Source organism: Streptococcus sp. 27098_8_99 (genome assembly GCF_041431935.1).
GTDB classification, from domain to species: Bacteria; Bacillota; Bacilli; order Lactobacillales; family Streptococcaceae; genus Streptococcus; species Streptococcus parasanguinis_D.
In genome coordinates this window covers 41,162-67,307 of the sequence record NZ_JAPVYQ010000013.1, presented here as the reverse complement: position 1 = coordinate 67,307, position 26,146 = coordinate 41,162, and the positions used below count along the sequence as shown (strand labels likewise).

At 43.7% G+C, this 26,146-nt stretch carries 26 protein-coding genes; 3 read left to right on the top strand and 23 right to left on the bottom strand.

The genetic code is table 11. The features are described from left to right. Positions 1-9: 9 nt before the first annotated feature. From O3605_RS08195 to O3605_RS08135, 13 genes are all read right to left on the bottom strand, one after another. Positions 10-1,764: an ABC transporter ATP-binding protein gene (locus tag O3605_RS08195; protein ID WP_371585836.1), complete on the bottom strand. Its 1,755-nt coding sequence runs from the start codon at positions 1,762-1,764 to the stop codon at positions 10-12. After that, a complete protein-coding gene (locus O3605_RS08190) occupies positions 1,751-3,505 on the bottom strand; it encodes an ABC transporter ATP-binding protein (protein ID WP_049498284.1) in 1,755 nt (584 codons plus the stop codon). The genes O3605_RS08195 and O3605_RS08190 overlap by 14 nt, the downstream gene beginning before the upstream one ends. A 1-nt stretch (position 3,506) precedes the next feature. Further along, positions 3,507-4,172 (bottom strand): MmcQ/YjbR family DNA-binding protein, encoded by a 666-nt coding sequence (locus tag O3605_RS08185; protein ID WP_049498282.1) that lies wholly within the window; start codon positions 4,170-4,172, stop codon positions 3,507-3,509. Positions 4,173-4,275: 103 nt separating this feature from the next. After that, on the bottom strand, positions 4,276-4,911 hold the full coding sequence (locus O3605_RS08180; protein ID WP_021153351.1) for a copper homeostasis protein CutC: 636 nt from the start codon (positions 4,909-4,911) through the stop codon (positions 4,276-4,278). A gap of 21 nt (positions 4,912-4,932) precedes the next feature. Further along, positions 4,933-5,535: a hypothetical protein gene (locus O3605_RS08175; protein WP_070505463.1), complete on the bottom strand. Its 603-nt coding sequence runs from the start codon at positions 5,533-5,535 to the stop codon at positions 4,933-4,935. Between the two features lie 275 nt (positions 5,536-5,810). Next, on the bottom strand, positions 5,811-6,767 hold the full coding sequence (locus tag O3605_RS08170; protein ID WP_021153355.1) for an ABC transporter permease: 957 nt from the start codon (positions 6,765-6,767) through the stop codon (positions 5,811-5,813). Further along, on the bottom strand, positions 6,767-7,828 hold the full coding sequence (locus O3605_RS08165) for an ABC transporter permease (protein ID WP_049489017.1): 1,062 nt from the start codon (positions 7,826-7,828) through the stop codon (positions 6,767-6,769). Before O3605_RS08165 ends, O3605_RS08170 begins: the two co-directional genes overlap by 1 nt. Next, positions 7,821-9,356 carry an ABC transporter ATP-binding protein gene (locus O3605_RS08160; RefSeq protein WP_023918304.1) on the bottom strand — a complete coding sequence of 512 codons (1,536 nt, stop codon included), beginning with the start codon at positions 9,354-9,356 and terminating at the stop codon, positions 7,821-7,823. The genes O3605_RS08165 and O3605_RS08160 overlap by 8 nt, the downstream gene beginning before the upstream one ends. Before the next feature lie 135 nt (positions 9,357-9,491). After that, entirely contained in the window at positions 9,492-10,553 is a 1,062-nt protein-coding gene (locus O3605_RS08155; RefSeq protein ID WP_023918305.1) for a BMP family lipoprotein, read from the bottom strand. A 75-nt stretch (positions 10,554-10,628) separates the two neighbouring features. Beyond that, entirely contained in the window at positions 10,629-11,018 is a 390-nt protein-coding gene (locus tag O3605_RS08150; RefSeq protein WP_049498278.1) for a cytidine deaminase, read from the bottom strand. Next, the gene (deoC, locus tag O3605_RS08145) at positions 11,005-11,667 is read right to left on the bottom strand and encodes a deoxyribose-phosphate aldolase (protein ID WP_021153359.1); all 663 of its coding nucleotides are present in this window, start codon (positions 11,665-11,667) and stop codon (positions 11,005-11,007) included. The genes O3605_RS08150 and deoC overlap by 14 nt, the downstream gene beginning before the upstream one ends. Before the next feature lie 17 nt (positions 11,668-11,684). Further along, on the bottom strand, positions 11,685-12,962 hold the full coding sequence (locus O3605_RS08140) for a pyrimidine-nucleoside phosphorylase (protein WP_049498276.1): 1,278 nt from the start codon (positions 12,960-12,962) through the stop codon (positions 11,685-11,687). Further along, on the bottom strand, positions 12,959-13,552 hold the full coding sequence (locus O3605_RS08135) for a class I SAM-dependent methyltransferase (RefSeq protein ID WP_049498275.1): 594 nt from the start codon (positions 13,550-13,552) through the stop codon (positions 12,959-12,961). The genes O3605_RS08140 and O3605_RS08135 overlap by 4 nt, the downstream gene beginning before the upstream one ends. A gap of 90 nt (positions 13,553-13,642) precedes the next feature. Here O3605_RS08135 and coaA point away from each other — a divergent pair, with 90 nt between their 5' ends. From coaA to O3605_RS08120, 3 genes are all read left to right on the top strand, one after another. Further along, positions 13,643-14,563, top strand: coding sequence for a type I pantothenate kinase (gene coaA / locus O3605_RS08130; RefSeq protein WP_118228093.1), 921 nt, complete (start codon positions 13,643-13,645; stop codon positions 14,561-14,563). Between the two features lie 96 nt (positions 14,564-14,659). Continuing rightward, positions 14,660-14,908 (top strand): 30S ribosomal protein S20, encoded by a 249-nt coding sequence (rpsT, locus tag O3605_RS08125; protein WP_003007640.1) that lies wholly within the window; start codon positions 14,660-14,662, stop codon positions 14,906-14,908. 66 nt (positions 14,909-14,974) lie between these two features. Beyond that, positions 14,975-15,484 (top strand): DNA topology modulation protein, encoded by a 510-nt coding sequence (locus O3605_RS08120; protein WP_371585830.1) that lies wholly within the window; start codon positions 14,975-14,977, stop codon positions 15,482-15,484. A 312-nt stretch (positions 15,485-15,796) separates the two neighbouring features. Here O3605_RS08120 and ldcB read toward each other — a convergent pair whose 3' ends face one another. From ldcB to uvrC, 10 genes are all read right to left on the bottom strand, one after another. Beyond that, positions 15,797-16,576, bottom strand: coding sequence for an LD-carboxypeptidase LdcB/DacB (gene ldcB / locus O3605_RS08115; RefSeq protein WP_003007645.1), 780 nt, complete (start codon positions 16,574-16,576; stop codon positions 15,797-15,799). Between the two features lie 10 nt (positions 16,577-16,586). Next, entirely contained in the window at positions 16,587-18,371 is a 1,785-nt protein-coding gene (locus tag O3605_RS08110) for a TcaA second domain-containing protein (RefSeq protein WP_371585828.1), read from the bottom strand. A gap of 66 nt (positions 18,372-18,437) precedes the next feature. After that, positions 18,438-19,460 (bottom strand): DUF6574 domain-containing protein, encoded by a 1,023-nt coding sequence (locus O3605_RS08105; protein WP_371585826.1) that lies wholly within the window; start codon positions 19,458-19,460, stop codon positions 18,438-18,440. Positions 19,461-19,625: 165 nt separating this feature from the next. Next, complete coding sequence (locus O3605_RS08100; protein ID WP_049507134.1) at positions 19,626-19,910, bottom strand: rhodanese-like domain-containing protein; 285 nt, start codon at positions 19,908-19,910, stop codon at positions 19,626-19,628. A 20-nt stretch (positions 19,911-19,930) separates the two neighbouring features. After that, the gene (locus tag O3605_RS08095; RefSeq protein WP_070665314.1) at positions 19,931-20,422 is read right to left on the bottom strand and encodes a prolyl-tRNA synthetase associated domain-containing protein; all 492 of its coding nucleotides are present in this window, start codon (positions 20,420-20,422) and stop codon (positions 19,931-19,933) included. 12 nt (positions 20,423-20,434) lie between these two features. Continuing rightward, on the bottom strand, positions 20,435-21,019 hold the full coding sequence (locus O3605_RS08090; RefSeq protein WP_371585824.1) for a uracil-DNA glycosylase family protein: 585 nt from the start codon (positions 21,017-21,019) through the stop codon (positions 20,435-20,437). A gap of 52 nt (positions 21,020-21,071) precedes the next feature. Continuing rightward, positions 21,072-22,478, bottom strand: a complete 1,407-nt coding sequence (pepV, locus tag O3605_RS08085; RefSeq protein ID WP_371585822.1) for a dipeptidase PepV — start codon at positions 22,476-22,478, stop codon at positions 21,072-21,074. Positions 22,479-22,512: 34 nt separating this feature from the next. Further along, positions 22,513-23,118 (bottom strand): nitroreductase family protein, encoded by a 606-nt coding sequence (locus O3605_RS08080; protein WP_371585820.1) that lies wholly within the window; start codon positions 23,116-23,118, stop codon positions 22,513-22,515. Positions 23,119-23,267: 149 nt separating this feature from the next. Further along, positions 23,268-24,110 carry a metallophosphoesterase family protein gene (locus O3605_RS08075; protein WP_371585818.1) on the bottom strand — a complete coding sequence of 281 codons (843 nt, stop codon included), beginning with the start codon at positions 24,108-24,110 and terminating at the stop codon, positions 23,268-23,270. Positions 24,111-24,120: 10 nt separating this feature from the next. After that, complete coding sequence (gene uvrC / locus O3605_RS08070; RefSeq protein ID WP_049498260.1) at positions 24,121-25,956, bottom strand: excinuclease ABC subunit UvrC; 1,836 nt, start codon at positions 25,954-25,956, stop codon at positions 24,121-24,123. Positions 25,957-26,146: the final 190 nt, after the last annotated feature.

Sequence of the window (26,146 nt, the reverse complement as noted above, 5' to 3'; positions counted from 1 at the left end):
TGTTTGTCCTTATTTCATCATCCCAGCCTGGAGGTTATACATTTTCTTATACGTTCCTCCTAGAGCAATGAGTTGGTCGTGATTGCCCGATTCGATGATTTTTCCTTTATCGAGAACATAGATGCAATCGGCATCTTGGATGGTAGAAAGGCGATGAGCAATGGCAATGGTTGTCCGCCCTTGGCGCATCTTCTTCAGAGAGTTTTGGATCATCTCTTCCGTCTCTTGGTCGATATTGGCAGTTGCCTCATCCAAAATGAGGATCTTAGGCTGGGGTGCAATGGTCCGGGCAAAAGCCAGAAGCTGACGCTGACCGGTCGATAAGGTAGAACCCCGCTCTGTTACCGGATGATCATAGCCACCAGGTAGACTCTCAATAAAGTCTGCTACATCCACAAATGCAACTGCTTGTCGGATTTCCTCATCTGTCAGTTCTTCATGATACATTCGGATATTAGAAGCAATGGTTCCATGATAGAGGAAGGGTTCCTGCAACACTAGACCAATGGACTTGCGCAAGGCTTCCTGGCTGTAGTCCTTGATATCCTGTCCATCAATCAAGATCTGGCCACGATCAAATTCATAAAAGCGCATGAAGAGATTGATAATAGAGGATTTACCAGAACCAGTATGGCCAACAAAAGCGATGGTTTGTCCGTTTTTGACCTCAAAGGAGATCTCTTTTAGGACATCCCGTTTGCCATCATAAGAAAAAGATACATGCTCAAAACGAATATCCCCCCGCTCAATTTCTTTCAGGCTACTAGCTTGCTTGGGCTCATAGTCGTCTCGATCCATCATCTCAAAGACACGACCTGCAGAAATGGTTGAGGTCTGCAAGGTTGCAAAGTTCTGCGTAACATCAATCAAGGGTTGGAAAAGCTGGCTAACATACTGGATAAAAGCATAGATAAGACCTGCCGTAAAGCCAGAGGACTGCCAATTTAGGCCGAAAAAGGTTAGAATGACCGCATAAGCCAGGACCTGTAACAGGGTCATAGCTGGCCTCAAAAAGAGGGAATTGACATCCACAGATCGGTTGGCGTAATCCAAATGTTCCCCATTAATCTGTTCGAATTCATCCGTCAAACGCTTTTCTTGACGAAAGGCCTGCACGATCCGCATTCCTTCGATAGATTCCGATAATTTCACATTGATATCTGATAATTTTTGTCGGGTCATCTTGACCAAGCGATTGGATAACTTGCGATAGAGACGGATGGAAAACCAAATGATGGGAAGAAAAGGCAGGATCCAAATGGTCAAATGCCAGTCCAAGCTAAACATGGTTACTAGAGTGACTAGAAAGAGTAAAAAGGATGAAACCAGGCTTGAAAAGACCGTAGAAAACATATCTGCGACTGCCTGTGTATCATTGGTCACCCGCGAGACAATCGAACCTGCTGCTGTCTGGTCATAAAAGGACATGCCCAGCCTTTGAAGATTTTGGAAAATATCTAAACGGATATCTCTTACGATAGAATTGGATACACGCGCAAAGGTTAACTGACTCAGATAAGTTGCCAGCACGCGCCCAATGAATAAGCCATAGTATAGAATGAGAAACTGAAAAGCTGTCAGTACTGGAGAGCCGGCTTCTGTTGGATCCACTAGGTGGTCAATATACCAGCGAGCTGCAAGAGGGATCGCCGTCAATAACAGACTAGTTAGAAAGGTAAAGGCTAAGGCTAGGGCCGTTAACCATTTATAACGCCACATGTAAGTCAAGAGCCGCTTCATCACATGAGCTTCAGATGTTTTCATTCAGCTTTCCCTCCATTTCTTCTGATAATTGTTGGGCTTGATAGGTTTCATAGTACCAACCTTTTTGAGCCATTAATTCCTCGTGATTTCCTCGCTCCTTGATCTGTCCATTCTCCATTACCAGAATCAAATCCGCATGAACGATCGCTGATAGGCGATGGGCTGTGATGATCGTTGTTTTCCCCTTGCGTTCCTGCTTCATATTTTCAATGATTTGGTGCTCCGTTTTAGCATCTACTGCAGACAGGGAATCATCTAAGATCAAGATCTCAGGATTCATGACCAAAGCACGACTCATGGCAATCCGTTGCTTTTGCCCGCCAGAAAGAGAGACCCCTCTCTCTCCCAGCACTGTCTCCATCTGGTCTGGCATGGCCAGAATATCCTCATAGACTCCACAAGTTCTCAGAGCCTTCATCACCTCTTCTTCCTGGATCTGTGGATCTGAAAAAGCTACATTCTCGCGAATGGTCATGGCAAAGAGGATCTGATCTTGAGGGACGTAACCGATCAAGCTTCGAAGATCTTCTAAGCGATAATGTTTGATGGAGATCCCATTTAACAAAATATCTCCCTGCTCCAAGTCATGCTCTCTGAGCAAGAGACGCAACAAGGTGGTCTTTCCAGATCCAGTTGGTCCTACAATTCCAAGGGTTTGCCCTTTTTCTAAATGAAAGGCAACCTTCTCAAGGACAGGCTCTTTCTCATAGGCAAATTCTTTAATGTCATATTCTAGATCTCCGTTTTGGATGTCTGTGACTGGTTGACTTGGATCTTGGATATCAGGTGTTTCTGCTAAAAGTGTCTCAATCCGATCATAGGAGACGCTAGCCCGCTGACTAATATTAAACAAGAAGCCCATGGCTTGAAGGGGCCAGACGAGCATATTAAGGTAGGTAATAAAAGTTACGATTTGTCCAACCGTCAGGCTCCCTTCCTGAACAAATAGCCCCCCGAAGTAGAGCGTCAAAACATAGGAGAGACCGACAAAAAGAAGAGTGGTCGGATCAAACAAAGCATTGTAACCGGCTGAAGTCATATTCTTTGAAAAAACCATTTGATTGGTTTTTTCAAAAGCCCGAATCTCATCTGCCTGAAAGCCAAATGATTTAGTCACCTTGACTCCTGATACTGATTCCTGAACAAAGTTGTTCAGCTCTGAGAAGCCTTCTTGGGCTTCTTTGAAGGCTTTGTGGTTTTTGCGTCCAATGGCGGAAGTCACTACCACCATAACCGGTAGGGGCAAAATAGCCAAGAGGGTTAAGCGCCAATCAATCATGAAAAACATGCTGACTAGAGTCACCAAGGCCGTCACGGAAGCATCCACTGCAGACATAACGCCGCCACCAGCAAACATGGTTACCGCATTGATATCATTAGTAGCATGGGCCATGAGATTCCCTGTCCGATAACGCTGATAAAAAGACGGAGACATGAGCGTAAATTGCTTAAACAAACGGTAACGCAAGATCCGAGCCAACTTATTAGCCGTCCCAAAAATATAGCGTCTCCAGACAAAACGAAGACCATACATGGCTAGAGCTGCGAGGACCAAAAGGGCGATATCCACAACTAACTGCCCCAGTGTCAGCCTTCTTTTATCGATCAAATCGATCACAAGTCCCATGATTCTTGGAGGAATGAGGTTTAAAAAACTAACCAAGATCAAGGACCCTATCCCGATCAAGTATCGCTTCTTCTCTAAATTAAAAAACCAAGATAATTTCCTCAACAGATTCATCTTATTTCCCCTTTTTGGTGAGTTGCCAGCTACTATCCACCAGAGCAAACAAGTCCTCATCAGCAATTGCTCCATCTAAGGGGATACTCACCCAATATTTTTTATTCATATGAAAAGCTGGATAAATCCCTTTCTGCTGGATGAAATGGGCTACTTGATCAGACTTAACATTCAAAACTTCTATTTTCCCAGACTTGCCAGCATCCAGTTTTTTCCAATCAATGGTCATAAAGACACCATACCACTTGAGGGTGTCTCGGTGGCGAATAGCGCCGGATTCCGGAGATCTTTCCCACAAATACTCAATCGTTCCCTGATAGTGCAGGGAGATATAGGCCATGAGACGCTTGGCTTGAGGATAGAGAAATTCTTCTACCTCAAAACAAGCTTGGCGGATCCTTGCAAGACTTTCCTGACAAGCTTCTCTGACTTGGCCAACGAAATTTCCTTGTAGCTGTTCCAGATGGATCTGGATATACTCGTCCCCTGTATCCTGATCATAGACCTGAAAAGAAATCTTCCGGTCGCAGACCTGGACATTTAAGAGAAAAGTGTCCGATAAGACGGGACACTGGTACTCATAGCCTGCCCCTTTCTTCTCAAATCCGTAAGCCAATCCCTTTTCTGGCTGAAAGGTGTACCGGTCAAAATAATGCTCTAAAAACATTTCCTCTCCCTTATTCATTTTTACACTAGAAGAGGCTGGAAACAACGTCCCCAACCTTGATAACGGATCTTCAAAACTACTTCAAGCAGTGATCGTTTCTTTTTTAAAACACAATGCGCGTGCCATGCAGTTGACAAACACCCAATTGCTCCAAAAAGAGCTGACGATTGTCAAGGGTCACACCTCCACCTGGCAGGATCTGAATCTTTCCCTTAGCCGCATCTAATAAACGATGATAGTGGGCAAAACGTTGCTCTAGTGGGTCACCTGGACTTCCGGCTCGTGTTAAAATGCGGGCTACACCCTGATCAGAAAGCCACTCAATCGCTTCTAGCTGATCTGTATGAGCTAACTCATCAAAGGCCATATGAAAGACCACCTCTGCCTCTCCACAGGCTGCTAGTAAAAGCTGCATGACCTTCTGGTCCAACTTTCGATCGCTCGTCAGCGCACCCAGAACAAAACAAGTAACCCCTATTTCTTTCGCAGCACGAATATCCGTCAGCATAGCTTCGACTTCCAGATCAGTGTAGACAAAATCTCCACCACGGGGCCGAATGATCACACATAGATCCACAGACTTCGCTCTTGTCAGTTTGATTGCTTCATTGATCACACCTATACTCGGTGTGGTCCCGCCTACTGCCAGGTTGTCGCACAGTTCAATGCGACCTGCCCCAGCAGCAATCGCCTTATCAATATAAGTTAAATTCTCTGCACAAAATTCAAAGACAAGCATGACAACTCCAATTACAAAGACTTAAAACAAGGATATACTAACAGTTACCTTAGCATTGCCATTTTCCACTCTCGCTTTTGAGATACTATAGCCTGCTTGAGGAATCTCAAGGGTGATTTGATCACCATTCACTTTAAAGCCGCCTCCATTTTGATTGGATTGATCCTTCAAATAGTTGAGAACCAAGAATTTTGGAATGGGCATTTTCCCTAATTTAGCACCGGTCACATTCAAATTCATGACATTGTTTTCAACTTGACCGGTCATGGTTAAATCTAGATAGCTATCAACTGGCCCTAAGGAAACAGGAACTTTGACGTGAAGGTCATTGCCATCCATTCCTAGTGCCATCTTTTGATAGTCAGAATTGTCAAGGGCGGATCCAGCACTTGTTTTTACGACCTGACTCAATTGCACTGAATTGAGACTTAGCTCAGTTGAGAGCCCTTCAGTGCTCACAGAGGCATTTGAAACAGCATTTTGAGCCAACTCAATCAAAGAACTCCCTGCCTGCACATTTCTCAGTTGCTCCCCTTCAGGGATAGATCCAGGAACCAACAAGATCACTAATAAAATAAATAAAACGATCACCATGCCAATCAGGCGTTTCATCCACTTAAACATCTGCTCCTCCAATACGTGAAAAGTTGTATTCTTATTGTACCCTAAATCTAAAGAAATTGCGACTAAGAGGGGCCTTTACAAAGCAAAAGAGAGCGTGGGACAGAAATCGGTAATTCGTTAGAATTCGATTTCGTCGTCCCACCTCCGCACAGTTGAGTAGGGCTGTAAAAGCTGATAAAATCAGCGTAGTAGAGCCCACTCAACCACTGCGTCTTACTCGACAATCCAAAAACAATTGAGAGGCTAGGACTTTTGTCCCAACCTCTCTCTGTGCATTATTTCGATTTAATGTAGTTAACACCATCTGCTTTTGGCGCAACTGCTTGTCCGAAGAAGGCTGCCAAGACAACCATGGTCAAGACATAAGGCGCAATTTGCAAGTAGATGGATGGGATACCTTTAAGCAAAGGCAATTGATTCCCGATAACAGCCAAACTTTGTGAAGCTCCAAAGAAGAGACTAGCAAGCATAGCCCCGATTGGGTTCCATTTCCCGAAGATCATAGCCGCAAGGGCGATAAATCCAGGACCTACAATAGTCGTCACCGCGAAGTTAACAGAAACTGACTGAGCGTAAATGGCTCCTCCGATTCCTGCAAGGGCACCTGAGATCATCACTCCTAAGTAGCGCATTCTATATACATTGATTCCCAATGTATCTGCTGCTTGTGGGTGTTCCCCAACTGAACGAAGACGCAATCCAAACTTCGTCTTGAACATGATAAACCAAGCAAAGAATGAAAAGAGAATCGCAACCCAACCAATGATGCTGGCATTGTTGAAGAAAATATCTCCAATGACCGGAATTTTAGATAAGACCGGAATCGATGTTTTCCCAAAGGCAACTTTGATATTATCAGTTTGCCCCTTGTTGTACATCGCTTTGACAAGAAAGACTGCCAATGGAGGTGCCATCAAGTTTAATACTGTACCTGAGACGATATGGTCAGCACGGAAATGAATCGTTGCCACCGCGTGGATCAAGGAGAAGAGTACTCCAATCCCTGCAGCAACGATCAAGGACAACCATGGTGTCAAACTTCCTAACTCAGGCTCAAAAGTCAAGTTAAAGATAATACCTGAGAAGGCTCCCATAACCATGATTCCTTCCAGACCAACGTTAACAACCCCAGCGTGTTCTGAGTATGCTCCTCCGATACTTGTGAAGATCAGCGGCGCTGCATACACAATCATAGAGGAAACAAGAATACTTAAAATTGTTACAATACTCATTAGTTTGCTCCTCCTTTTTTAGCTGAACGCATCGAGATCATCTTTTCAATAATGTAGTGGGCACATACGAAGAAGATAATAGATGCTGTCACAATTTGAACGACTTCTTCAGGGATTGCAGCTGGCTTCATACCAACTCCCCCAATTTGAAGTGCACCAAACAAGAAGGCAGCAAATGGAATACCAATTGGTGAATTCATCGCAAGAAGGGCTACGGCCATTCCGTTAAATCCAACACTCATCGAGCTGGTTTGAACGTAGACATTTGAGTAAATACCCAGACCTTCTGCTACCCCACCAATACCAGCAAGAGCACCAGAAATGATCATAGAAAGGATAATGGTCCGTTTTGCAGACATCCCTGCGTATTCCGCCGCATTCGCATTGAGACCAACGGCACGGATTTCAAAACCAAGTGTTGTTTTCTTCATCAAGAACCAGATGACCACCACTGCGATGATGGCAAAGAAGATCCCGATGTTCATTTGTGATTTGTCCGTCAAATTACGCAACCACTCCGTCTGGTAGACAGCATTGGCTCCCACATCAATGGTTGAGTCCTTATTTTTCATCAAGGAAGCTGGGAAGCTATGAATCAAGGCATTCCCACCATAGAGAACAATGTAGTTCATCATAATGGTGATGATGACCTCACTGGTTCCGAGATAGGCACGAAGGAAACCAGGAATCGCTCCAATAAATCCACCTGCGACAGCCGCAATCAAAACGGTCATCGGAATCATCAGTAAGCGAGGCATATTTGGGAAGGAAAGGGCAAACCAAGTCGCCATGATCCATCCAGCAAAAGCCTGACCAGGAAGTCCAACGTTAAAGAAGCCGGCCCGGCTGGCTACTGAAAACCCAAGAGCAACCAAAATCAGTGGCCCCATGGCACGGGAAATATTTCCCCAACTCTTAATCGAACCAAAGGCTTTCTTAAACAGCAATTCGTATCCCCAAAGGGCATCATAGCTGAAGGCCCACATAATAATGGCACCCAAGACCAATCCTAAAAGGACAGACACCAACGGAACGGCAATTTGTTTTAAATTCTTATTCATTTGATGCTCCCTCCTTTACTTGTCCACCTGCCATGAGGATTCCAAGTTCTTGCTTATTCGTTGTTTCAGGGGTTACGATCCCTTGGATCTTCCCATCATGAATAACCGCAATACGGTCAGAAACATTCAAAATTTCATCTAATTCAAAGCTGACAACCAGAACGGCTTTTCCATTATCCCGTTCTTGAATCAAACGTTTGTGGATATATTCAATCGCTCCAACATCCAATCCACGAGTCGGCTGGCTAACGATCAAGAGATCTGGATCGCGATCGATTTCCCGAGCGATAATGGCTTTTTGCTGGTTCCCTCCAGAGAGAGCCTTAGCAGGTACCACTTCACTGGCTGCACGAACGTCAAACTCTTCCATCAACTTCTTGGCATAAGAGGTAATATTTGGATAATTCAAAATACCATTCTTGCTAAGAGGTTCTTTATAGTAGGTTTGAAGGGCAATGTTTTCAGAGATCATCATGTCAAGGACTAATCCATCCCGATGACGGTCTTCAGGGACGTGCCCTACCTTCATTTCTGTGATTTGACGTGGACGAAGTCCTACAACATCCTTGCCTTTAATCTTGATTGAACCAGATTTTACCTTCCGTAGACCTGTAATCGCTTGGATCAACTCAGACTGACCATTTCCGTCAATCCCTGCGATCCCCACGACTTCACCAGCACGAAGTTCCAGTGAAAGATTCTTAACAGCTGGGACACCCCGGTTTTCGTTTACAACCAAGTTTTCGATCGACAAGACGACTTCTTTCGGTTGAGAAGGACCTTTCTCCGTTTTAAAGGAAACAGAACGACCGACCATCATTTCGGCCAAGTCTTGGTTGGTAGCTCCACCAATCTCGACTGTCTCAATTGATTTCCCACGACGGATAACCGTTACCCGGTCTGAAACAGCACGAATTTCATCCAACTTGTGCGTAATCAAGATAATGGATTTTCCTTCATTTGCCAAGTTCTTCATGATTGTCATCAATTCTTCGATTTCAGCTGGTGTCAACACCGCAGTTGGTTCATCGAAGATTAGGATGTCGGCTCCACGATAAAGCGTCTTTAAAATTTCCACACGTTGCTGCGCACCGACGGAAATATCCTCAACTTTAGCATTTGGATCCACTGCTAAGCCATATTTTTTAGACAAATCAAGGATATCTTGACTGGCTTTCTTAAGATCCAAAATACCATGTTTAGTGGTTTCAGACCCAAGGATGATATTTTCAGCAACAGTGAAGGCTTCAACCAACATAAAGTGTTGGTGCACCATTCCAATTCCTAAAGAAGCTGCTTTTGAAGGTGAGTCTAGGTTAACAGTTTTTCCATTTACCACGATGTCTCCGCTAGTTGGTTCCAACAAACCAGCCAACATATTCATCAGGGTAGATTTCCCTGCACCATTTTCTCCAAGAAGTGCATGGATTTCACCTTTGCGCAACTGAAGATTAATCTTGTCATTTGCTACAAAGTCACCAAATTTTTTGGTAATCTCACGCATTTCGATGACATATTCGTGTGTCATGTGGGGTGTTTCCTTTCAAATCAATTTTTATTTCAATAAAACCTATTAAGACAGCTAATAGATTTTACTGAGACAAAAATGTCTCAATTTATTAAAAGGAACGGCCCTTGAAGGTCGGGCCGATCCAATCAATGATTATTTTTCAGGAACTTTAAGTGACCCGTCAAGGATCTTAGCTTTAGCGTCTTCGACAGCTTTTTTAGCTTCTGCAGAAAGATTGTCAGTTGTCAAGTCAACTCCACCATCTTTCAAGCTATAAGTAATCACTTTACCGCCAGGGAATTTACCATCAGCAGTTTTCTTAGCCAAGTCTTTTACAGATTCTCCGACTTTCTTCAAGCTTGAAGCCAATACAAAGTTAGATTTTTTACCATCTTTAGAAGTGTATTCACCTTCAGCTTTTTGGTCACGGTCAACACCAAGAACCCAAACTTTTTCGTCTTCATTTTTCTTCTCGTTCAAGTCTTTAGCTTCAGAGAAGACACCTGCACCAGTACCACCAGCTACTTGGTAGATAACGTCTGCACCTGCAGCATATTGTGCAGCAGCAATTGTTTTACCTTTAGCAGAGTCACCGAATGAACCAGCGTAGTCTACTTGAACTTTGATAGATGGGTCAACAGATTTAACACCAGCTTCAAATCCAGCGCGGAAACGAGTGATAACTTCACTTTCCATACCACCTACAAAACCAACTTGTTTAGTTTTTGTAGTTTTCGCAGCAGCGATACCAGCAAGGTAACCAGCTTCGTTATCGGCATAAACAGCAGATGCTACGTTCTTTTGTCCTTCAATACGGTCATCGATGATGACATAGTTCACATCTTGGTTGTCTTTTGCAGCTTTTTTAACAGAGTCGCTCAAGGCAAAACCAACACCAAAGATCAATTTGTAGTCGTTAGAAACAGCTTCATCAAGGTTTGTCGCATATTGAGATTCATCTGTTGATTGGAAGTAGTCAAATCCGTTCCCTTTAGAAAGACCGTTTTCTTTACCCCAAGCTTGCAAACCTTCCCAAGCAGATTGGTTGAATGATTTGTCATCCACACCACCAGTATCGGTAATGATAGCAGCTTTCAAATCTGTTTTAGATTCTGAGTTTGCGCTATCTTTTTTAGACGCACGATTTCCACATGCTGCAAGTCCGATAGCAGCGACAGTTACTAGACCAAGGCCTAGCCATTGTTTCTTGTTCATTACTGAACCTCCTAAATTATTGTGCAACATTGTTGCGAAGTATTGAAAGGGTCAAAAGACCGCCTCACAGACCTATTAAGTCAGGTCTGTAAAGGAATATGGAAGTAATTCCTTGACCGTCATCACGACCGTCGATTTATCTTTAGATACTAAGGTTACAGGAAGGTCTGGCTCAAAAAATTCAGCCATGACCTGGCGACAAGCACCACATGGAGAGATGGGCTTTTCTGTTTGCCCGTAGACAATCAGCTCTTTGAACTCACGAGCTCCTTCAGAAACTGCTTTAAAAATAGCTGTCCGTTCCCCACAGTTGGTTAAACCAAAACTGGCATTTTCGATATTGACCCCTGTATAGATTTCTCCATCCTTCGTTAGCAGTACAGCTCCAATTGGGAAATGAGAGTAGGGCACATAGGCTTGTTGACTCACTTCAACTGCTAAGTTGATCAATTCAGTAGTCGCCATGAGCCACTTTTCCTTCCATGATTGCTACACCAGAGGAAGTTCCGATACGGGTCGCACCAGCTTCGATAAATGCAAGAGCATCTTCATAAGAGCGAGCTCCACCAGAAGCTTTAACACCCATGTCTGGTCCAACTGTTTGACGCATTAAGGCTACATCTTCTACCGTCGCTCCTCCAGTTGAGAAACCAGTTGAAGTCTTCACAAAGTCAGCTCCAGCTGACTTTGCAATCTGACAAGCGACGATCTTTTCATCGTCTGTTAAGAGACACGTCTCAATGATGACTTTGACCAGCTTATCACCGCTTGCTTCGACAACAGCTTGGATATCTTCTTCAACTAGTGCTAAATTCTTAGACTTCAAAGCACCGATATTAATGACCATGTCAATTTCATCGGCACCATTTTGAATAGCATTTTTTGTTTCACACGCTTTGACAAAAGGGGTATTTGCTCCCAAAGGAAAACCAATGACGGTACAAACTTTAACGTCTGAATCGCGCAAGCCCTCAGCCGCAAAATTCACCCATGTCGGGTTCACACAGACACTCGCAAAATCATAAGCCTTAGCTTCTTCGATCAGCTTTTCGATCTGTTCTTGTTGCGCATCTGGTTTTAAAAGAGTGTGATCGATATATTTATTTAACTTCATACAATCTCCTGAGCTGCTTAAGATATTATTTCAATAATTTCTTTAACGCTTTCAGCCCTTTCTAGTATTTTAACATTTTTTTTGAATTCTGTAACTCTTTCTTGTGAATTTTTTTCATTCATGAAAATACGGGCAATGCGTTCCCCTTTTTTGACGTGCTCTCCCACTTTTTTGTCAAACACAATTCCTGTTTCGTAATCGAGGGGATCTGATTTGACAGCACGGCCAGCACCCAAGCGCATGGCGAACAAGCCAAACTCCATGGCAGGTAAAGCAGCAATGACGCCATCTTGGTCCGCTGTTACTTCAAGGACCTGATCTACTTTGACGGGACGGTGCAAATCTTCTAAGTCTCCACCTTGAGCTGCGACCATTTCTTCAAACTTCGCTAAGGCTTGACCATTGGTCAAGTGTTCATGGATGGCCTCGATCGATTGATCTACATTGGCCAATTTCAACATGATTTGCGCTAATTCACAAATAAACTCTGTAACATCAGCGCGCCCCTGTCCTTTCAGAATATCCAGGGCTTCCAAAATCTCTAAACGATTACCAATACTGGTTCCCAAAGGTTGGCTCATATCTGTAATGACAGCGATGGTTTTCCGACCCACTGCATTTCCAAGATCCACCATGGTACGGGCTAAGCGACGAGCATCCTCAATATTCTTCATGAAGGCACCCTCGCCTACCGTCACGTCTAAAAGAATAGCATCCGCACCAGCAGCGATTTTCTTACTCATGACGGAACTAGCAATCAAAGGAATGGTATCCACTGTCGCCGTAACATCACGCAGTGCATACAAGAGTTTATCTGCTTTTACGAGTTGATCGGATTGACCAATGACCGATAAGCCGATTTCCTGCACCTGCTGGATAAATTCCTCTTGGGTCCGTTCAATCTGGAAACCTTTAATGGATTCCAACTTATCGATGGTCCCACCTGTGTGTCCTAACCCACGACCGCTCATTTTGGCAACCGGCACTCCGAAACTCGCAACCAAAGGCACCAAGACCAAGGTCACCTTATCTCCGACACCACCAGTCGAGTGTTTGTCCACCTTAATACCTGGAATTGCTGACAGATCAAACTGTTGCCCTGTTTGGACCATCTTCATGGTCATATGAGAGATTTCTTCCGTCGTCATCCCTTTAAAATAAACGGCCATAGCAAAAGCAGACATTTGGTAATCTGGTACTATTCCAGCCACATACCCCTCAATCAGCCATTCAATTTCTTCCTTGTTTAAGGCAAGACCATCTCTTTTTTTCTGAATGATATCTACTGCTCTCATGATTCTTTCTCACTTCTTAAAATATAATAGCCTTTGTCTTTTTTTACTGTCTCACAATTGCCAAACGTCTCTTCCATCTTGGCCTTAGCACTTGGAGCCCCTTGTTTTTTCTGAATGACAATGGTCAAGTCTCCACCTGGTTTCAAATGTTCAAAACTACCGGTGATCACTTGGTGAACCACTTTTTTACCGGCTCGGATCGGCGGATTACTGATCACATGGTCAAAGACCCCTTCGACTGCTTCATAGACATCCGAAGAAAAGATCTGAGCTTCCACGCCGTTTCGGCTAGCATTTTTCTTAGCCAAGTCTAGTGCCCGCTCATTGACATCGACCATTGTCACTGCAACTCCCTGGGCTTTAGCTAGAGAAAGGCCGACCGGTCCATAGCCACAGCCAACATCGAGGACACTTTCCCCTTCTTGAAAATCCAGGGTTGATAAGAGCACCTGGCTTCCATAATCTATCATTTTTTTACTAAAGACGCCCGCATCTGTATAGAAATTCATCTTTTGTCCCAATAAAACAACAGCCAGATCATGAATATCATGGGCTGCATCTGGGTTTACATCGAAATACATTTTACTCATAAGGTTATTTTAACATAATTCATTCCTTTTTTAAATCGTTTACACGACCTCTAAAAATTGGTATACTAAAGACTACAATAGGAGTGACATATGGACAAAGAATTTCTACATTTTGAAAAAATTAATCGGGAAACTTGGCAGAATTTGCACCGCAAAACCACCCCACCTCTCTCTCAAACAGAGCTCAATTCTATTAAAAGTTTTAACGACCGCATCAACCTCCAAGATGTACGAGACGTCTACCTGCCTTTGACAAACCTGATTGGAATCTACAAGCGTTCCAAAGAAGATTTGGCCTTCTCAAAAGGTATTTTTCTTCAAAAAACGAGTGAACGCCAACCCTTTATCATTGGGGTTTCAGGGAGCGTTGCGGTTGGAAAATCTACCACTAGCCGTCTCCTTCAAATCCTGCTGTCACGAACCTTTGAAGGCTCAACAGTAGAATTGGTAACAACGGATGGCTTCCTCTATCCAAATGCTATCTTAAAAGAACAAGAGATCCTCAATCGAAAAGGATTTCCAGAAAGCTATGATATGGAATTGCTCCTTGATTTTCTTAATCAAATCAAAAACAACAAGAGCGTAGAAATCCCTGTCTATTCCCACGAAATATACGATATTGTCCCAGATGAGAAGCAAACGATTTTACCAGCTGATTTTGTCATTGTCGAAGGAATCAATGTCTTTCAAAATCCGCAAAATGACAGTCTCTATATGACCGATTTCTTTGATTTTTCAATCTATGTGGATGCCGCGGTCGACGATATCGAATCTTGGTATATCGATCGCTTCCAAAAACTTCTTGAATTAGCTCAAAATGATCCCAATAACTACTACTATCGATTTACAGAGCAACCCCTAGAAGAAGTTTTAAGCATGGCCCATCAGGTCTGGGAATCCATTAATTTAGTTAACTTACAACATTACATTCAACCAACCAGAAACCGAGCTGATCTGATTCTCCATAAAGCAACCAACCATGAAATCGACGAAATTTATCTCAAACGCTAGAGAAAATGGCCTGTTAACGGTACTTTTTTAAGGAAAAGCTATTTTAGGCTTGTCAAATCTTAACTTTTCATATATAATGAGATAGTTAGATTATCAATGGAGGTGAATAACTTGGCAAACATTAAATCAGCTATCAAACGCGCTGAATTGAACGTTAAACAAAACGAAAAAAACTCAGCTCAAAAATCAGCTATGCGTACTGCAATCAAAGCTTTTGAAGCAAACCCATCTGAAGAACTTTACCGCGCTGCTAGCTCAGCTATCGATAAAGCAGAAACTAAAGGTTTGATCCACAAGAACAAAGCTAGCCGTGATAAAGCACGTCTTGCAGCGAAACTTGGTTAATCAAGAACAGCATAAAAATCAAGCTCTCCGGAGCTTTTTTTGTGCCTAATTTTTTGAGAGGTGCTTATGAAAATTGTTATTATCGGCTATTCTGGATCTGGAAAATCTACCTTGGCTGAAAACTTAGCTCGCTACTACTCCATTCCCAAGCTCCATATGGACACCCTTCAATTTCAACCGGGCTGGATAGACAGTGACCGGGATTGGATGGAGAAAGAGATGAGACAGTTTCTCAGCGATCATAGAGACTGGGTCATTGATGGCAATTACTCTTGGTGCTACTATGAGGAAAGAATGGAGCAAGCCGACCAGATTATCTTTCTCAACTTCTCTCGTTGGAACTGCCTCTTTAGAGCCTGGAAACGATACCGCCGTTATAAAGGCCGAGTCCGTGAGAGTATGGCGGCAGGTTGCCCCGAACGCTTTGACTGGGAATTCATCCGTTGGATCCTTTGGGACGGTCGCCAAGCTAGACAGGTCACACGCTATCAGACTATCGGCCAAAATTATCCAGACAAATTTCTCTCTCTCAAGAATCAAAAAGAGCTGGATGAGTTTCTAAAAAACATACAATAAAAAGGTTGGGATATCTATCCCAACCTTAAAATGTAGACAAACTATTTTAAAGTAAAATAAATTAAGCGATTCTGATAAGAAATAAAATTGAGTTCAATTTTTTAGATGAATCAAGAAAATACCAAGACTTTCCGCTGTGAGTAAAGTGCCTGAAACAATAACGATTCAGGCACTCGGAATTATTGAGACCTTAGGCTCAATAATTAGTCATGGAACTTCGTAGAAGTTCGCTGACGTCCGTACTCACCTAAGGAAAGTTTTTTATATGACTTTGTCTTCAATCTGAGGTTGGGATGTCAATCCCAACCTTTTTTATTTATCAACGTAATCGCCACCGGTGAAGCCATAGTATTCTTCCAGACTCAAACCTGAGTCAGCGATATCTTGTGCTTCTTTTCCGATATAGCGGAGATGCCAGCTCTCTGGCATGTAGCCTGTCACTTTTTCTTTTCCTTCTTGGTAGCGAACCACAAAGCCATATTTAGCAGCATTCTTGAGCAACCACTTACTTGGTCCAGGTTCCGTCACCAGATTACCACTGGTATCGATCAAATCAAAGGTCAAACCTGTCTGATGTTCACTATAACCCGGTCTTGCAGAATAACGATCGGCGGCTTCCTGACCATCTTGATTGACATAGTTTTGATAGAGGCCAACTTGGGTGTCGTAGCTACGAAAACCACTATATTGGTCACTGATCGGATAACCTTCTGCCTGCATGGCTGCGATCAATTCATGAAGGGCTGAAACAGCTTCAGGATCTTCACCTGGGTTAAAGTCAGGCGACAAGGGATAATGTTTGTTGGCGATCATGACCTCACCATATTTCCCTTTGACACTATAGTAAGAACCATTATAGCTCACACCAGAGTCCACTTTCACATCTGACTTACCAGCTTTTGACGACTCTTCTTTGCCAGTTTCTTTTGACGTATCCTTTGCAGAAGACGTTTCTTTGGAAGACTTGGTTTGCGTTTGTTTGCTTTCTTCTTTTGCAGAAGATTTAGAACTAGTGGATTGAGATTGGGAGCAAGCTGTCAGGGTTAACAAGGCAACTGTCACCAAAGTTAATTTGGAAAATCTTGCTTTCATGAGGAATCTCCTATGATTCTTTTGTTACGACAATATCCGTAATCACATAACTTGCACCTACTTTTTTCAAGGTGTAGGTCTTGTACTTGCGGTTTTGTGAATCTGGATGGCTATCTGTATAATGCACGGTAAAGTCTTCATAAGTCTTGATCGTCACCACACCATTTTCTTCCGTGACACTTTGAATGTCCAATGCTCCTGGAGTATAGTAGTCAATTTTAGCCTTTCGAACACCATCACCAGTTGTGAACTCAACCATGTCCTTGTAAGCTTGACTTTGTGTGTCATAGTATTTAGAGTAGGTGTTATTTCGGTTTGAAACGGAGCTAAAGACAGCGTCGCGGTACTCTTTCAAGAATTCTTCCGCCAAGGTCCGATTTTGTTCTTCTTTGGCAGCTTGCGCTTTCTTAGCATCTTGTGCACTCTTGATGCGTTTTAGGGTATCTTTGGCTAGTTTAAGTTCGATCGGATCGTTCTCACCCTCTTCAATCGTCACCTTAGCCTTCTCAGTTGTATAGGTTTCCCCATTCATGTTGAAGACAGCATGTACTTCAATTTCTTGATAAGGGATGCTATCTACTTCAAAGGTCGTGCTGGTTCCGACTTCTTTGCCGTTAACCACAACCTTCACATCCGTTGGGTTTTCAACTTCATCTGGGAACTCAACTTCTAAATTGCGTTTTTCAGAATTCAACTGCAATTCTAAGTTATTCTTGGTTGCTTTTTTAGGATTGAGATGGATCTTAGAAGTAACATTTCCGACCTCTGTTTTAGCAGTCAATTCCATTTCTTTTGTATTGTAATGGAAAGAACCAAGGTCTGTCACTGCATCTTTCTTCAAGGTCACCGTTTTATTGGCAGCCACTTTGAGTTTGGCTTGGTCCAAATTGGTCTTGACCTTGACTTGTACTGGATAGCTGGCTACACGGTATTCTTGGAAGATCCCAAATTTCTTGTCCGCTTTTTCCAAACCAAAAATTTTGTTTCCAGATTTATCCGTATAGCTGCCCTCTCCACCATTATCAATGATCTTGTTCAACTCTGTGCCGATATCGACCCCTTGATCTTCCATGCTGGTAATAAAGCTTTCGGCTTCATCCTTCGTCCATTTATCGTTATCGGTTGAAAGCAGGTCTGCTGCCTCGCGATAATCCTTGGTGTCCACTGCCTTAATGAATTTATCTGCAGTCACTTCGACACGTGTTGTAGACTGGAAGTAAAAGAAGGCTGCCACCAAAGCGATCACAAGGACTGAAATAGCAGAAATAATTCCAATTTTCTTCTTGGAAATTTTCTTTCCACCCTTCGTTTTAGGGGCCTTTTGTTTTTTCTGAGCTGGACCTGCTTCTGTGACATTTGGACCAGCAAAGATCTGCGTTTGCTCAGCAGCAAGTGGAGCCGTATACTCTTGAGTTGGCTGTTGAGGTACATATTCCTGTGTTACTTCTGTTGCATCTAGGGTCGCAAATTCTGCTTCAGGTACAGGTCCTACAAAATACTCAAAGTTTTGACTTTTAGCCGCGGTAAATTCTTCTGCACTTGGCTTGCGCCCATAGGTTTCTTCAAAATGTTGCAACCAAGCCTGACGAGCTGCTAGAAGAGGATCGACATTCTTCACTTCTTCAACTGGTTCAAGCACCGGTTCCTCTACAGGAGCTACTTCTTCTGGAGCATTGCCTGCGATAGACTGAATTTGTTTTAAATCAAATCCACAGGCTTTCCCAGCCATAAACTCTTCTGGTGACGGTTTGCGACCAATCACTTTTTCAAATAATTCAACCCATTTCTTTTGCATGGATCTCTTCTCCCTCATTATAAAATAGGGAAAGTGGGTTCCCCCACCTTCCGTTTTGTGATATTGTTAGAATCCAAAGTTAGAGAAATTTGGAGCACTAGGAATAAATCCTACGGCTACTTGTTCTAAAATACGAGCATTCACATAAATGACAAAGATGGCAATGAGAAGCAAGACAACAGATGATGCTACTAGAAGCAAGAATTTATCTGCTTTAAAGCTTGTCTTGTTCAATCCTTGATGAACGACATAGCATGTTCCAACAAAGAACAAGAAGAAAATAAGGAAGTTTACAAAGCCATAAAATTCATAAACTTTTACAAGACCTACTAAGAAAGCAAGGAGGGCAAGTGGCAATGTGTAAACAGACAAACGTCCAAACTCTTCAAATGAACGACCGTAACTGTATTCCTTATCTTGAAGAACCACACGACGAACAAAGAATCCAGCTACTTGGAAGGCGTAAAGGCTAAAGAATAGGGAAATCAATGTCAACATAAAGGCACGGAAATCCATTCCATAGCCACCTGTAAATCCACTAGCTGTGAAGAATGTCCCCAAGGTCAAGACAAAGGCAGTCAAGACATACTGTAAAATTCCGTTAAGTGCTTTTGGATTTTCTACAGCCGTTGGACGTTTCAAAGCTGAAAGGAACCAATTCCAGTAACCACCAACGGCTACACCAAATTGACTTGGTTGGGCAGGATAAGGTTGTCCTGGTTGACCTTGGTAAGGAGCTTGTTGATAAGCTGCTTGAGTAGGTTGTTGGTAGGCTTGCTGTGGAGCTTGAGGGGCAGGCTCTTGAACTGGAGCTGCGACTGGTTCTTCAGTAGGGGCAGTTGGCGCTGCGACAAAGTCTGGAGCTTGAGGAGCTGCTGGCGCTGCAACAAACTCTGGAGCTTGTGGAGCAGCAACTGGTTCTTCCACAGGTGCAGTTGGTGCTGCGACAAATTCTGGGGCTTGTGGGGTTTCTGGAACCACTACTTCTTCTTGAAATTCTCCTGCAGCCAGTGCTTGAGCAATTTCTTCTGCACTAGCAGAACGACCATTTACGGCTTCGAAATAATCCAGCCAATCTTGTTTTGACATAATGAATCTCCTTAACTATTGTTTATACTAGGGTATTATACAAAATTTCTGAACCATTTTCAATGAAAGACTGGAAAATCCCTGTAATATCTTTTGAAAAACATACAAATTCTACTCATTTTTAGAAATTAGTAAAGAAAACGACCTCTTTTCAGAGGTCATTTTTTAGGATTCAAATGCATCCATGCCACCTTGGACGTTGGTCACATCATAGCCTTGCTCTTCCAAAAATTGGCAAGCACGTGCTGATCGTCGACCAGACTTGCAGATGACATAATAGGGATGATCCTTCTCTAATTCCTGGTAGCGATCTGCTAACTCAGATAAGGGAAGAAGACGAACCCCATCTAAGTGAAGGGCATCATATTCCTCCTGCTCGCGTACATCAAGAACGTGTATGTTTCCTTTTTGATAAGCTTGGTAAAAGCTTGAAAATGGAATTTCTTTCATGATTTCTCCTGTAAGATATGTTATGGAAGGGTTAGGATTTCATAGTTAAAGTCAATAGACTCTAAAAATCGGAACAAGTCTTGGGTTTTAATAAAGATGGTTTTTTCGTTAGTATTGGGATGGAAGGTCATGATTTCCTCTGACACAATATCCTGATCAAAATAGACCCGAATATCTTTTTCTTCATTGTTCAATAAACCAAATGGAGAAACCGTTCCTGGCGGTAATTGCATTTTTTCAGCTAAAGAATCTGCTGAAGCCATGCGGATCCGGTTGGCTTCCACTTGCTCTTTGAAATCATCCATATCCAATGGCTTCTGGTCATCCATGATGAGCAAATAGTATTGAGTTTTCTTTTTGTTGGTCAAAAACATGGTCTTAGTGCGGACACCTTCTAAGCCTTCAATATAAGAATCCGCCTGCTCCGTCGTAAATGCAGGTGGGTGTTCCACCACATCAAATGAAATTCCCAACTCATCTAATTTTTCTTTAACTTGTTGATAAGGATCCATCTTCGCTCTCCTTTATTTTTGAATGATCTCTTGTACTAAGGTTTGCAATTCTGGGACAACTTCTGCCTCAAACCAAGGATTTTTAGCCATCCAGATTTGATTGCGAGGGGAAGGGTGAACAAGTGGAAAATAGGTTGGCAAATAGTCTTTAAAATGGTGAACGCGTTCGGTTACTTTGCCACTAACCTTCTCATGAAGGTAGTATGCTTGGGCATATTGTCCAATTAAGAGGGTCAACTCAATATCCGGACACTCCTTGAGAAGTTGAGGGTGCCACTTTTCCGCAAACCCTTTGCGAGGTGGAAGGTCACCAGATTTCCCATGCCCTGGGAAATAAAAATCCATAGGAATGACCGCAAACAAACCAGAATGGTAAAAGGTGTCTTCGTCAACTCCTAACCATTCGCGCAGGCGGTCACCACTCTTATCCTTCCAGTAAATGCCCGCTTCTTGTGTTTTCAGTCCAGGTGCCTGTCCGATGATATTGATACGAGCTGTCTTTGGGGCCGCAAAGAGTGGCTCGATTCCTTTATCCGTATATTCTTTATTTTGAGGATCCGCCATAATGGCTTGTTTAATGGTTTCAATCCTTGACATAAGTCCTCCTTCTATGGAAAAACTCAGCCAGAAAAACTGGCCGAGTAGTGGATTATTTGATTAATTCATAGATAGCTTCTGCGTAAATAGCTGCTGCACGATAAAGATCTTCGACATCTGCGAACTCATTAGCTTGGTGCATGGTATTGACATAGTCTGGGAACATAGCACCAAAGGCAACCCCACGTTTCAAGAGACGACCAAAGGTACCACCACCGATCACTTGTTCGTGTCCTTTGAGGCCAGTTTGTTTTTCGTAAACACGCAAGAGAGTGGATACCAATTCGTCATCCATCGGAACATAGTGAGGTGTGTGACCATGAGCGGACAAGCTTACTGTAGCCACTCCTTCGATCTTTTCAAGGGTGGACTTGATGGTTTCAGGATCTGTACCTTGAGGGTAACGGATATTGAGGGCAATAGTGTTGTCTGCTTGGCTGTCATCAAAATGGAAGACACCTGCATTCATGCTCAATGGTCCCATCTTAGCATCTGTATGGGCAATGCCTAATTTTTCACCAGCAAAATCTTCGTGAAGAAGTGAAGCTGTCACATGAAGGTAAGCCTTAGCAGCACCACCAAAATCAAATTGGTTCAACAAGAGAGCCAAGTAGGTTGCACCATTGATCCCATCTTCAGGAGTTGATCCGTGAGCTGATTTCCCAACAATCGTAACGGTATAGGTTTCTTCATCAACAGTTGAGATTTCATACTGAAGCTGGTGTTCCTTGGCAAAGGCATCTAAGAGGCCAGCAAGATCTGGAAGTTGACCAGAAACGACTGCAGTCGCTGACTCTGGTACCATGTTTTCACGAAGGCCACCTGTAAAGCTATGAAGATGGGCAGTTCCTGTGTTGTCATTTCCAAAATGAAGGTACTCAGTGATGTTTCCTTTTTCCCCATTGATGATTGGGAATTCCGCATCTGGTGAGAAGCCAAAATCTGGCTCAGGAAGTCCGACATGTTTGAAATAGTAATCCATGTCGCCCCAGCCTGATTCTTCATCCGTACCGACAACAAAGCGCACGCGCTTAGAAACAGGGAGTCCTAGGTCTTTAATGATCTTCAAACCATAGTAGCAGGCCATTGTAGGTCCTTTATCATCAGACGAACCACGCGCATAGAGCTTGCCATCGATAATTTCTGGTTTGTATGGATCCGTCTTCCAGCCACTACCTGCAGGCACGACGTCCATATGGGCAAAGATCCCAAGTTCTTCTTCTCCTTCACCAAAGGTAAAGTGACCGGCATAATTGTCGACATTCTTGGTTTCATAGCCATCACGTTTGGCAATTTCCAAGAATTTTTCAAGAGCTTTTACAGGACCAGGTCCAAAAGGATGCTCTGCATCTGCCTTGCTGTCATCGCGTTCAGAATTGATTTCCAAGAGGCTGTATAGGTCAGCCATCATCTCATCGCGACGTTTTTCCACTTCTGCTTTAAAGTCAACTGTTGTCATGAATTCCTCCTCAATCTTCTATTTGCTAATTGGCTTAGCGTTTGTCAATGATTTCGTCCACTGGTAAGCGGTAGCTTGGCTCTACTTTTTCAGCCACATAGCCAACCGTAATCAAGACTTCCGGACGGAAACGCTCTTCGATGTCCAATACTTCATTGATTTTTGATTTATCAAATCCCAAGATAATATTGGTTCCAATGCCTTGGTCCGTCAAAGCAAGTACCAAGTTCATAGCCACAAGACCGGCATTCAAAGCCAAGTAATCACTTGTTTGTTGGGCATCATAGCGCGCAAATTCAGCAGGAAGATTTTGCATAAAGTATTGCAACTGCTCGTCTGTGAAGTTTTTCACCCCACCGACACGCGCAATCTTCCGAGCCCGACGTTGCAAATCGGTATCCGTGAAGAGGGCGATGGTCACAGGTGCTTCCATGACTTGATCGTAATTTGCACCATAGGCTAATTTTGCCAATTCCGCATTTTTTTGACGAACGACCACAAATTTCCAAGGCTGGCTATTGTGGGCGCTAGGGGCCAAGGTTGCGATCTCAATGGCAGTCCGTACATCCTTTGGATCGACCGGTTGGTCAGTGAAATGCTTGATCGCATGGCGTTTTTTATTGAGCTCTAGAAATTTCATAAGCTTCTTCCTTTTCTATTTCTGTTACCTCTATTTTAACACAAAATGAAAGAGCTTGCAGGGTTTTACAGCCTTAGATTGTGAAAAAAGAAGCGGACATTTTAAAGATCCGCCTCTTTTGGGATAGGTTGAATACACAAGAGTTCCACCTATGATTCATTGGAAAGATTGAAATAGGTAGCTACTTCTTTGGCATAACCATATTTCTCAATTAAGCTAGTTAGGAGCTCGATGTTATGGCCCCGATAGTTATCCTCGCGTCTCAATTCTTCGTACATCTCAATAAAGGGAAGGCCCTTGTCCTTGGCATCTTGGAGCTCTCCTTCATAGTCATAGGCTACCTTACGAAATTGCAGGTTGGTCACCCCATCTTCTTCGACATCGATCAGAGCATACTGGGCTCTGTGGTTTTGAATTGGTTCCCAGTCGAAATAAGGCATGCCAATAGTTCCCGGATTGAGGATCTGCTGTCCCTGACTGCCATAACGAAGCAACTGCTTGTGGACATGACCGTAGATCGCCAGATCTGTCTGATCATCCAGCAGTTGGTCAAAGTTCTCCGTCGCATTAGCTGGACGCAAGTCTCCACCGTAATTCTTTTCTGGCAAGTTGTGGCTCAGTGAGAAGCGAATACCATTGACCTCCTTCTTCTCTACCAATGGAAGGGAGCGAAGCCAATCGATCCGCTTGGGATCTAGTCCTTCCATGAGGTACTGAGTGAGGCGAAGAAGTTGGATCTCCTGCGGATCCTCAAGTCCGTACTCGCCATCCAAGGCCTCTAGGACACAATCATCCCAATTTCCTCGAACAGCCACTGTAATGGGAATCGCATCCAGCAATTCAAAAAGGTCATCTCTTCCAGGACCCGGAAGTAAAATGTCCCCTAAAAGCCAGAATTCCGTCGCGCCTAGAGCACGCGCATCCGCAATCACTGCCTTAAGGGCTCTTGTATCTCCGTGAATATCAGATAAAATAGCGATTCTATTGTTCATTATAAACTCCTTATGATTGGTATGGTTCAGAATCCTCCGCCACTTCCACCAAGGGACTTGCTTCTTCTTGCTTTCCTTGATGGAGCTTGGCTTGCACTGCCTCCGCGACTGGTCGTGGGATACCGACCGTGACGATCTCATCTACAGTAGCTTCTTTGATCTTGGTCAGTGATTTGAAGTGTTTCATCAGCAACTGCTTGCGTTTTGGTCCCAAGCCTTCGATGCCGTCCAGCTGGGAGGAGAAGGAATTCTTAGACCTTAGCTGGCGGTGAAATGTGATGGCGAAACGGTGGACTTCATCTTGGATCCGTTGGAGGAGGAAAAATTCCTGTGAGGTGCGCGAAAGTTCAATGATTTGGAGAGGATCGCCAAAGAGCAATTCATGGGTCTGGTGCTTGTCATTCTTTTGTAGGCCTGCAATGGGAATATCCAGCCCCAACTCTTCTTGGATCACCTGTTTAGCGATATTAACCTGGCCCTGACCCCCATCGATAACGATCAGATCAGGTGGCGTCAGGCCATCCCGCATGACACGGCTGTAGCGTCTGCGAATGACCTCCCGCATGCTGGCATAGTCATCTGGTCCGACGACGGTCTTGATCTTGTACTTGCGGTAGTCCTTTTTGCTTGGCTTCCCATTGACAAAGACCACCATGGCTGAAACTGGACTGGTCCCCATGATGTTGGAGTTGTCAAAGGACTCAATGCGCACAGGAGTTGGAATTTGCAGGAGTTTTCCAAGATTTTCAATGGCACCTTGGGTCTTTTCCATCGATTTTTCAAGGAGATTGAACTTCTGCTCCAGACTGACACGTGCATTCTTAATGGCCAGATTGACCAACTGCTTCTTCTCCCCACGCTGGGGCTTAAGGACCTTGGTATCTACTAGGGCCTTGACCGCTTCCTCATCGATGTCTTGAGGGATCAAGATTTCATTGGGGATCAGGTGAGATTTCTCCTGGTAAAACTGCCCCACATAGGTCAAGAAATCCTCGTCCGGATCATTATAGTAAGGGAAGAGATTGACGTCGCGCTCGATCAGCTTGCCCTGACGGACAAAGAAGACCTGCACACACATCCAGCCCTTGTCCACGTAGTAGCCAAAGACATCCCGGTTCTGCAAATCCTTGGCCATGACCCGCTGTTTGGTCCGCAGGGTCCCAATAGCCTGGATCAGATCCCGATACTCGGCTGCCCGCTCAAATTCCATGTTTTGCGCAGCGGTAGTCATCTTGAGCTTGAGCTCATCGATAATCTTGTCATCCTGCCCCTTGAGGAAATCAGAAACCTCCTGGGCCATGCCCTTAAAATAAGCCTCGTCCTTGTGGCAGACTGTGTGGGCCATACATTGCCCTAAATGGTAGTAAAAGCAGACCTTGGAAGGTGGATTGGTACACTTGCGGAATGGGAAAATCCGATCCAAAAGCCGCTTGATCTCATTGGCCGCTCCTACGTCTGGATAAGGACCGAAATAGAGCCCACCATCCTTTTTGACCTGGCGCGTGATGATGAGGCGCGGATAGCGCTCATTGGTAATCTTGATGAAGGGATAAGACTTGTCGTCCTTGAGCATGATATTGTATTTGGGCTTGTTCTCCTTGATGAGGTTGATCTCAAGAAGCAAGGCCTCAATATTGGACTCGGTGACGATAAATTCAAAATCCACAATCTCAGATACCAGCGCTTCTGTCTTGGTATCGTGGCTCCCTCTGAAATAGGAACGCACCCGATTGCGAAGATTCTTGGCCTTCCCCACATAGATGATGGTACCGTTCTTGTCTTTGTGAATGTAACAGCCCGGACTCGTCGGCAAGAGCTCGAGCTTGGATTTAATCAAGTTATTCATACTCTCTATTATAGCAAAAAAGGGAGGGGTTAGCCTCTCTCTAGTATGTTTGTATTATTGTTATCCACCTTCACCAAGTAAAAAATAATTATTAAATAGTATATCAGACCCTCATCCTCAATCCTTCATCTTCACTTGCCCTTTTTCATAGCAAAAAAGAGGGGTCTAAAAGGATCCCCCTTTACTAGCA

Coding starts and splice junctions, on each gene's coding strand:
- O3605_RS08175 (WP_070505463.1), bottom strand. CDS start 5,535: ATGTTTAAGTGGATGAAACGCCTGATTGGCATGGTGATCGTTTTATTT.
- deoC (WP_021153359.1), bottom strand. CDS start 11,667: ATGAAGTTAAATAAATATATCGATCACACTCTTTTAAAACCAGATGCG.
- pepV (WP_371585822.1), bottom strand. CDS start 22,478: ATGACAACAGTTGACTTTAAAGCAGAAGTGGAAAAACGTCGCGATGAG.
- O3605_RS08100 (WP_049507134.1), bottom strand. CDS start 19,910: ATGAAAGAAATTCCATTTTCAAGCTTTTACCAAGCTTATCAAAAAGGA.
- O3605_RS08195 (WP_371585836.1), bottom strand. CDS start 1,764: ATGAAAACATCTGAAGCTCATGTGATGAAGCGGCTCTTGACTTACATG.
- O3605_RS08135 (WP_049498275.1), bottom strand. CDS start 13,552: ATGAGTAAAATGTATTTCGATGTAAACCCAGATGCAGCCCATGATATT.
- O3605_RS08180 (WP_021153351.1), bottom strand. CDS start 4,911: ATGCTTGTCTTTGAATTTTGTGCAGAGAATTTAACTTATATTGATAAG.
- O3605_RS08090 (WP_371585824.1), bottom strand. CDS start 21,019: ATGTCAAGGATTGAAACCATTAAACAAGCCATTATGGCGGATCCTCAA.
- O3605_RS08170 (WP_021153355.1), bottom strand. CDS start 6,767: ATGAGTATTGTAACAATTTTAAGTATTCTTGTTTCCTCTATGATTGTG.
- O3605_RS08165 (WP_049489017.1), bottom strand. CDS start 7,828: ATGAATAAGAATTTAAAACAAATTGCCGTTCCGTTGGTGTCTGTCCTT.
- O3605_RS08140 (WP_049498276.1), bottom strand. CDS start 12,962: ATGAGAGCAGTAGATATCATTCAGAAAAAAAGAGATGGTCTTGCCTTA.
- O3605_RS08155 (WP_023918305.1), bottom strand. CDS start 10,553: ATGAACAAGAAACAATGGCTAGGCCTTGGTCTAGTAACTGTCGCTGCT.
- O3605_RS08110 (WP_371585828.1), bottom strand. CDS start 18,371: ATGCAAAAGAAATGGGTTGAATTATTTGAAAAAGTGATTGGTCGCAAA.
- uvrC (WP_049498260.1), bottom strand. CDS start 25,956: ATGAATAACTTGATTAAATCCAAGCTCGAGCTCTTGCCGACGAGTCCG.
- O3605_RS08075 (WP_371585818.1), bottom strand. CDS start 24,110: ATGAACAATAGAATCGCTATTTTATCTGATATTCACGGAGATACAAGA.
- O3605_RS08105 (WP_371585826.1), bottom strand. CDS start 19,460: ATGTCAAAACAAGATTGGCTGGATTATTTCGAAGCCGTAAATGGTCGT.
- O3605_RS08095 (WP_070665314.1), bottom strand. CDS start 20,422: ATGGATCCTTATCAACAAGTTAAAGAAAAATTAGATGAGTTGGGAATT.
- O3605_RS08120 (WP_371585830.1), top strand. CDS start 14,975: ATGAAAATTGTTATTATCGGCTATTCTGGATCTGGAAAATCTACCTTG.
- O3605_RS08160 (WP_023918304.1), bottom strand. CDS start 9,356: ATGACACACGAATATGTCATCGAAATGCGTGAGATTACCAAAAAATTT.
- O3605_RS08185 (WP_049498282.1), bottom strand. CDS start 4,172: ATGTTTTTAGAGCATTATTTTGACCGGTACACCTTTCAGCCAGAAAAG.
- O3605_RS08080 (WP_371585820.1), bottom strand. CDS start 23,118: ATGAAATTTCTAGAGCTCAATAAAAAACGCCATGCGATCAAGCATTTC.
- O3605_RS08150 (WP_049498278.1), bottom strand. CDS start 11,018: ATGGCGACTACTGAATTGATCAACTTAGCAGTTGAAGTGAGTCAACAA.
- rpsT (WP_003007640.1), top strand. CDS start 14,660: ATGGAGGTGAATAACTTGGCAAACATTAAATCAGCTATCAAACGCGCT.
- O3605_RS08190 (WP_049498284.1), bottom strand. CDS start 3,505: ATGAATCTGTTGAGGAAATTATCTTGGTTTTTTAATTTAGAGAAGAAG.
- ldcB (WP_003007645.1), bottom strand. CDS start 16,576: ATGAAAGCAAGATTTTCCAAATTAACTTTGGTGACAGTTGCCTTGTTA.
- coaA (WP_118228093.1), top strand. CDS start 13,643: ATGGACAAAGAATTTCTACATTTTGAAAAAATTAATCGGGAAACTTGG.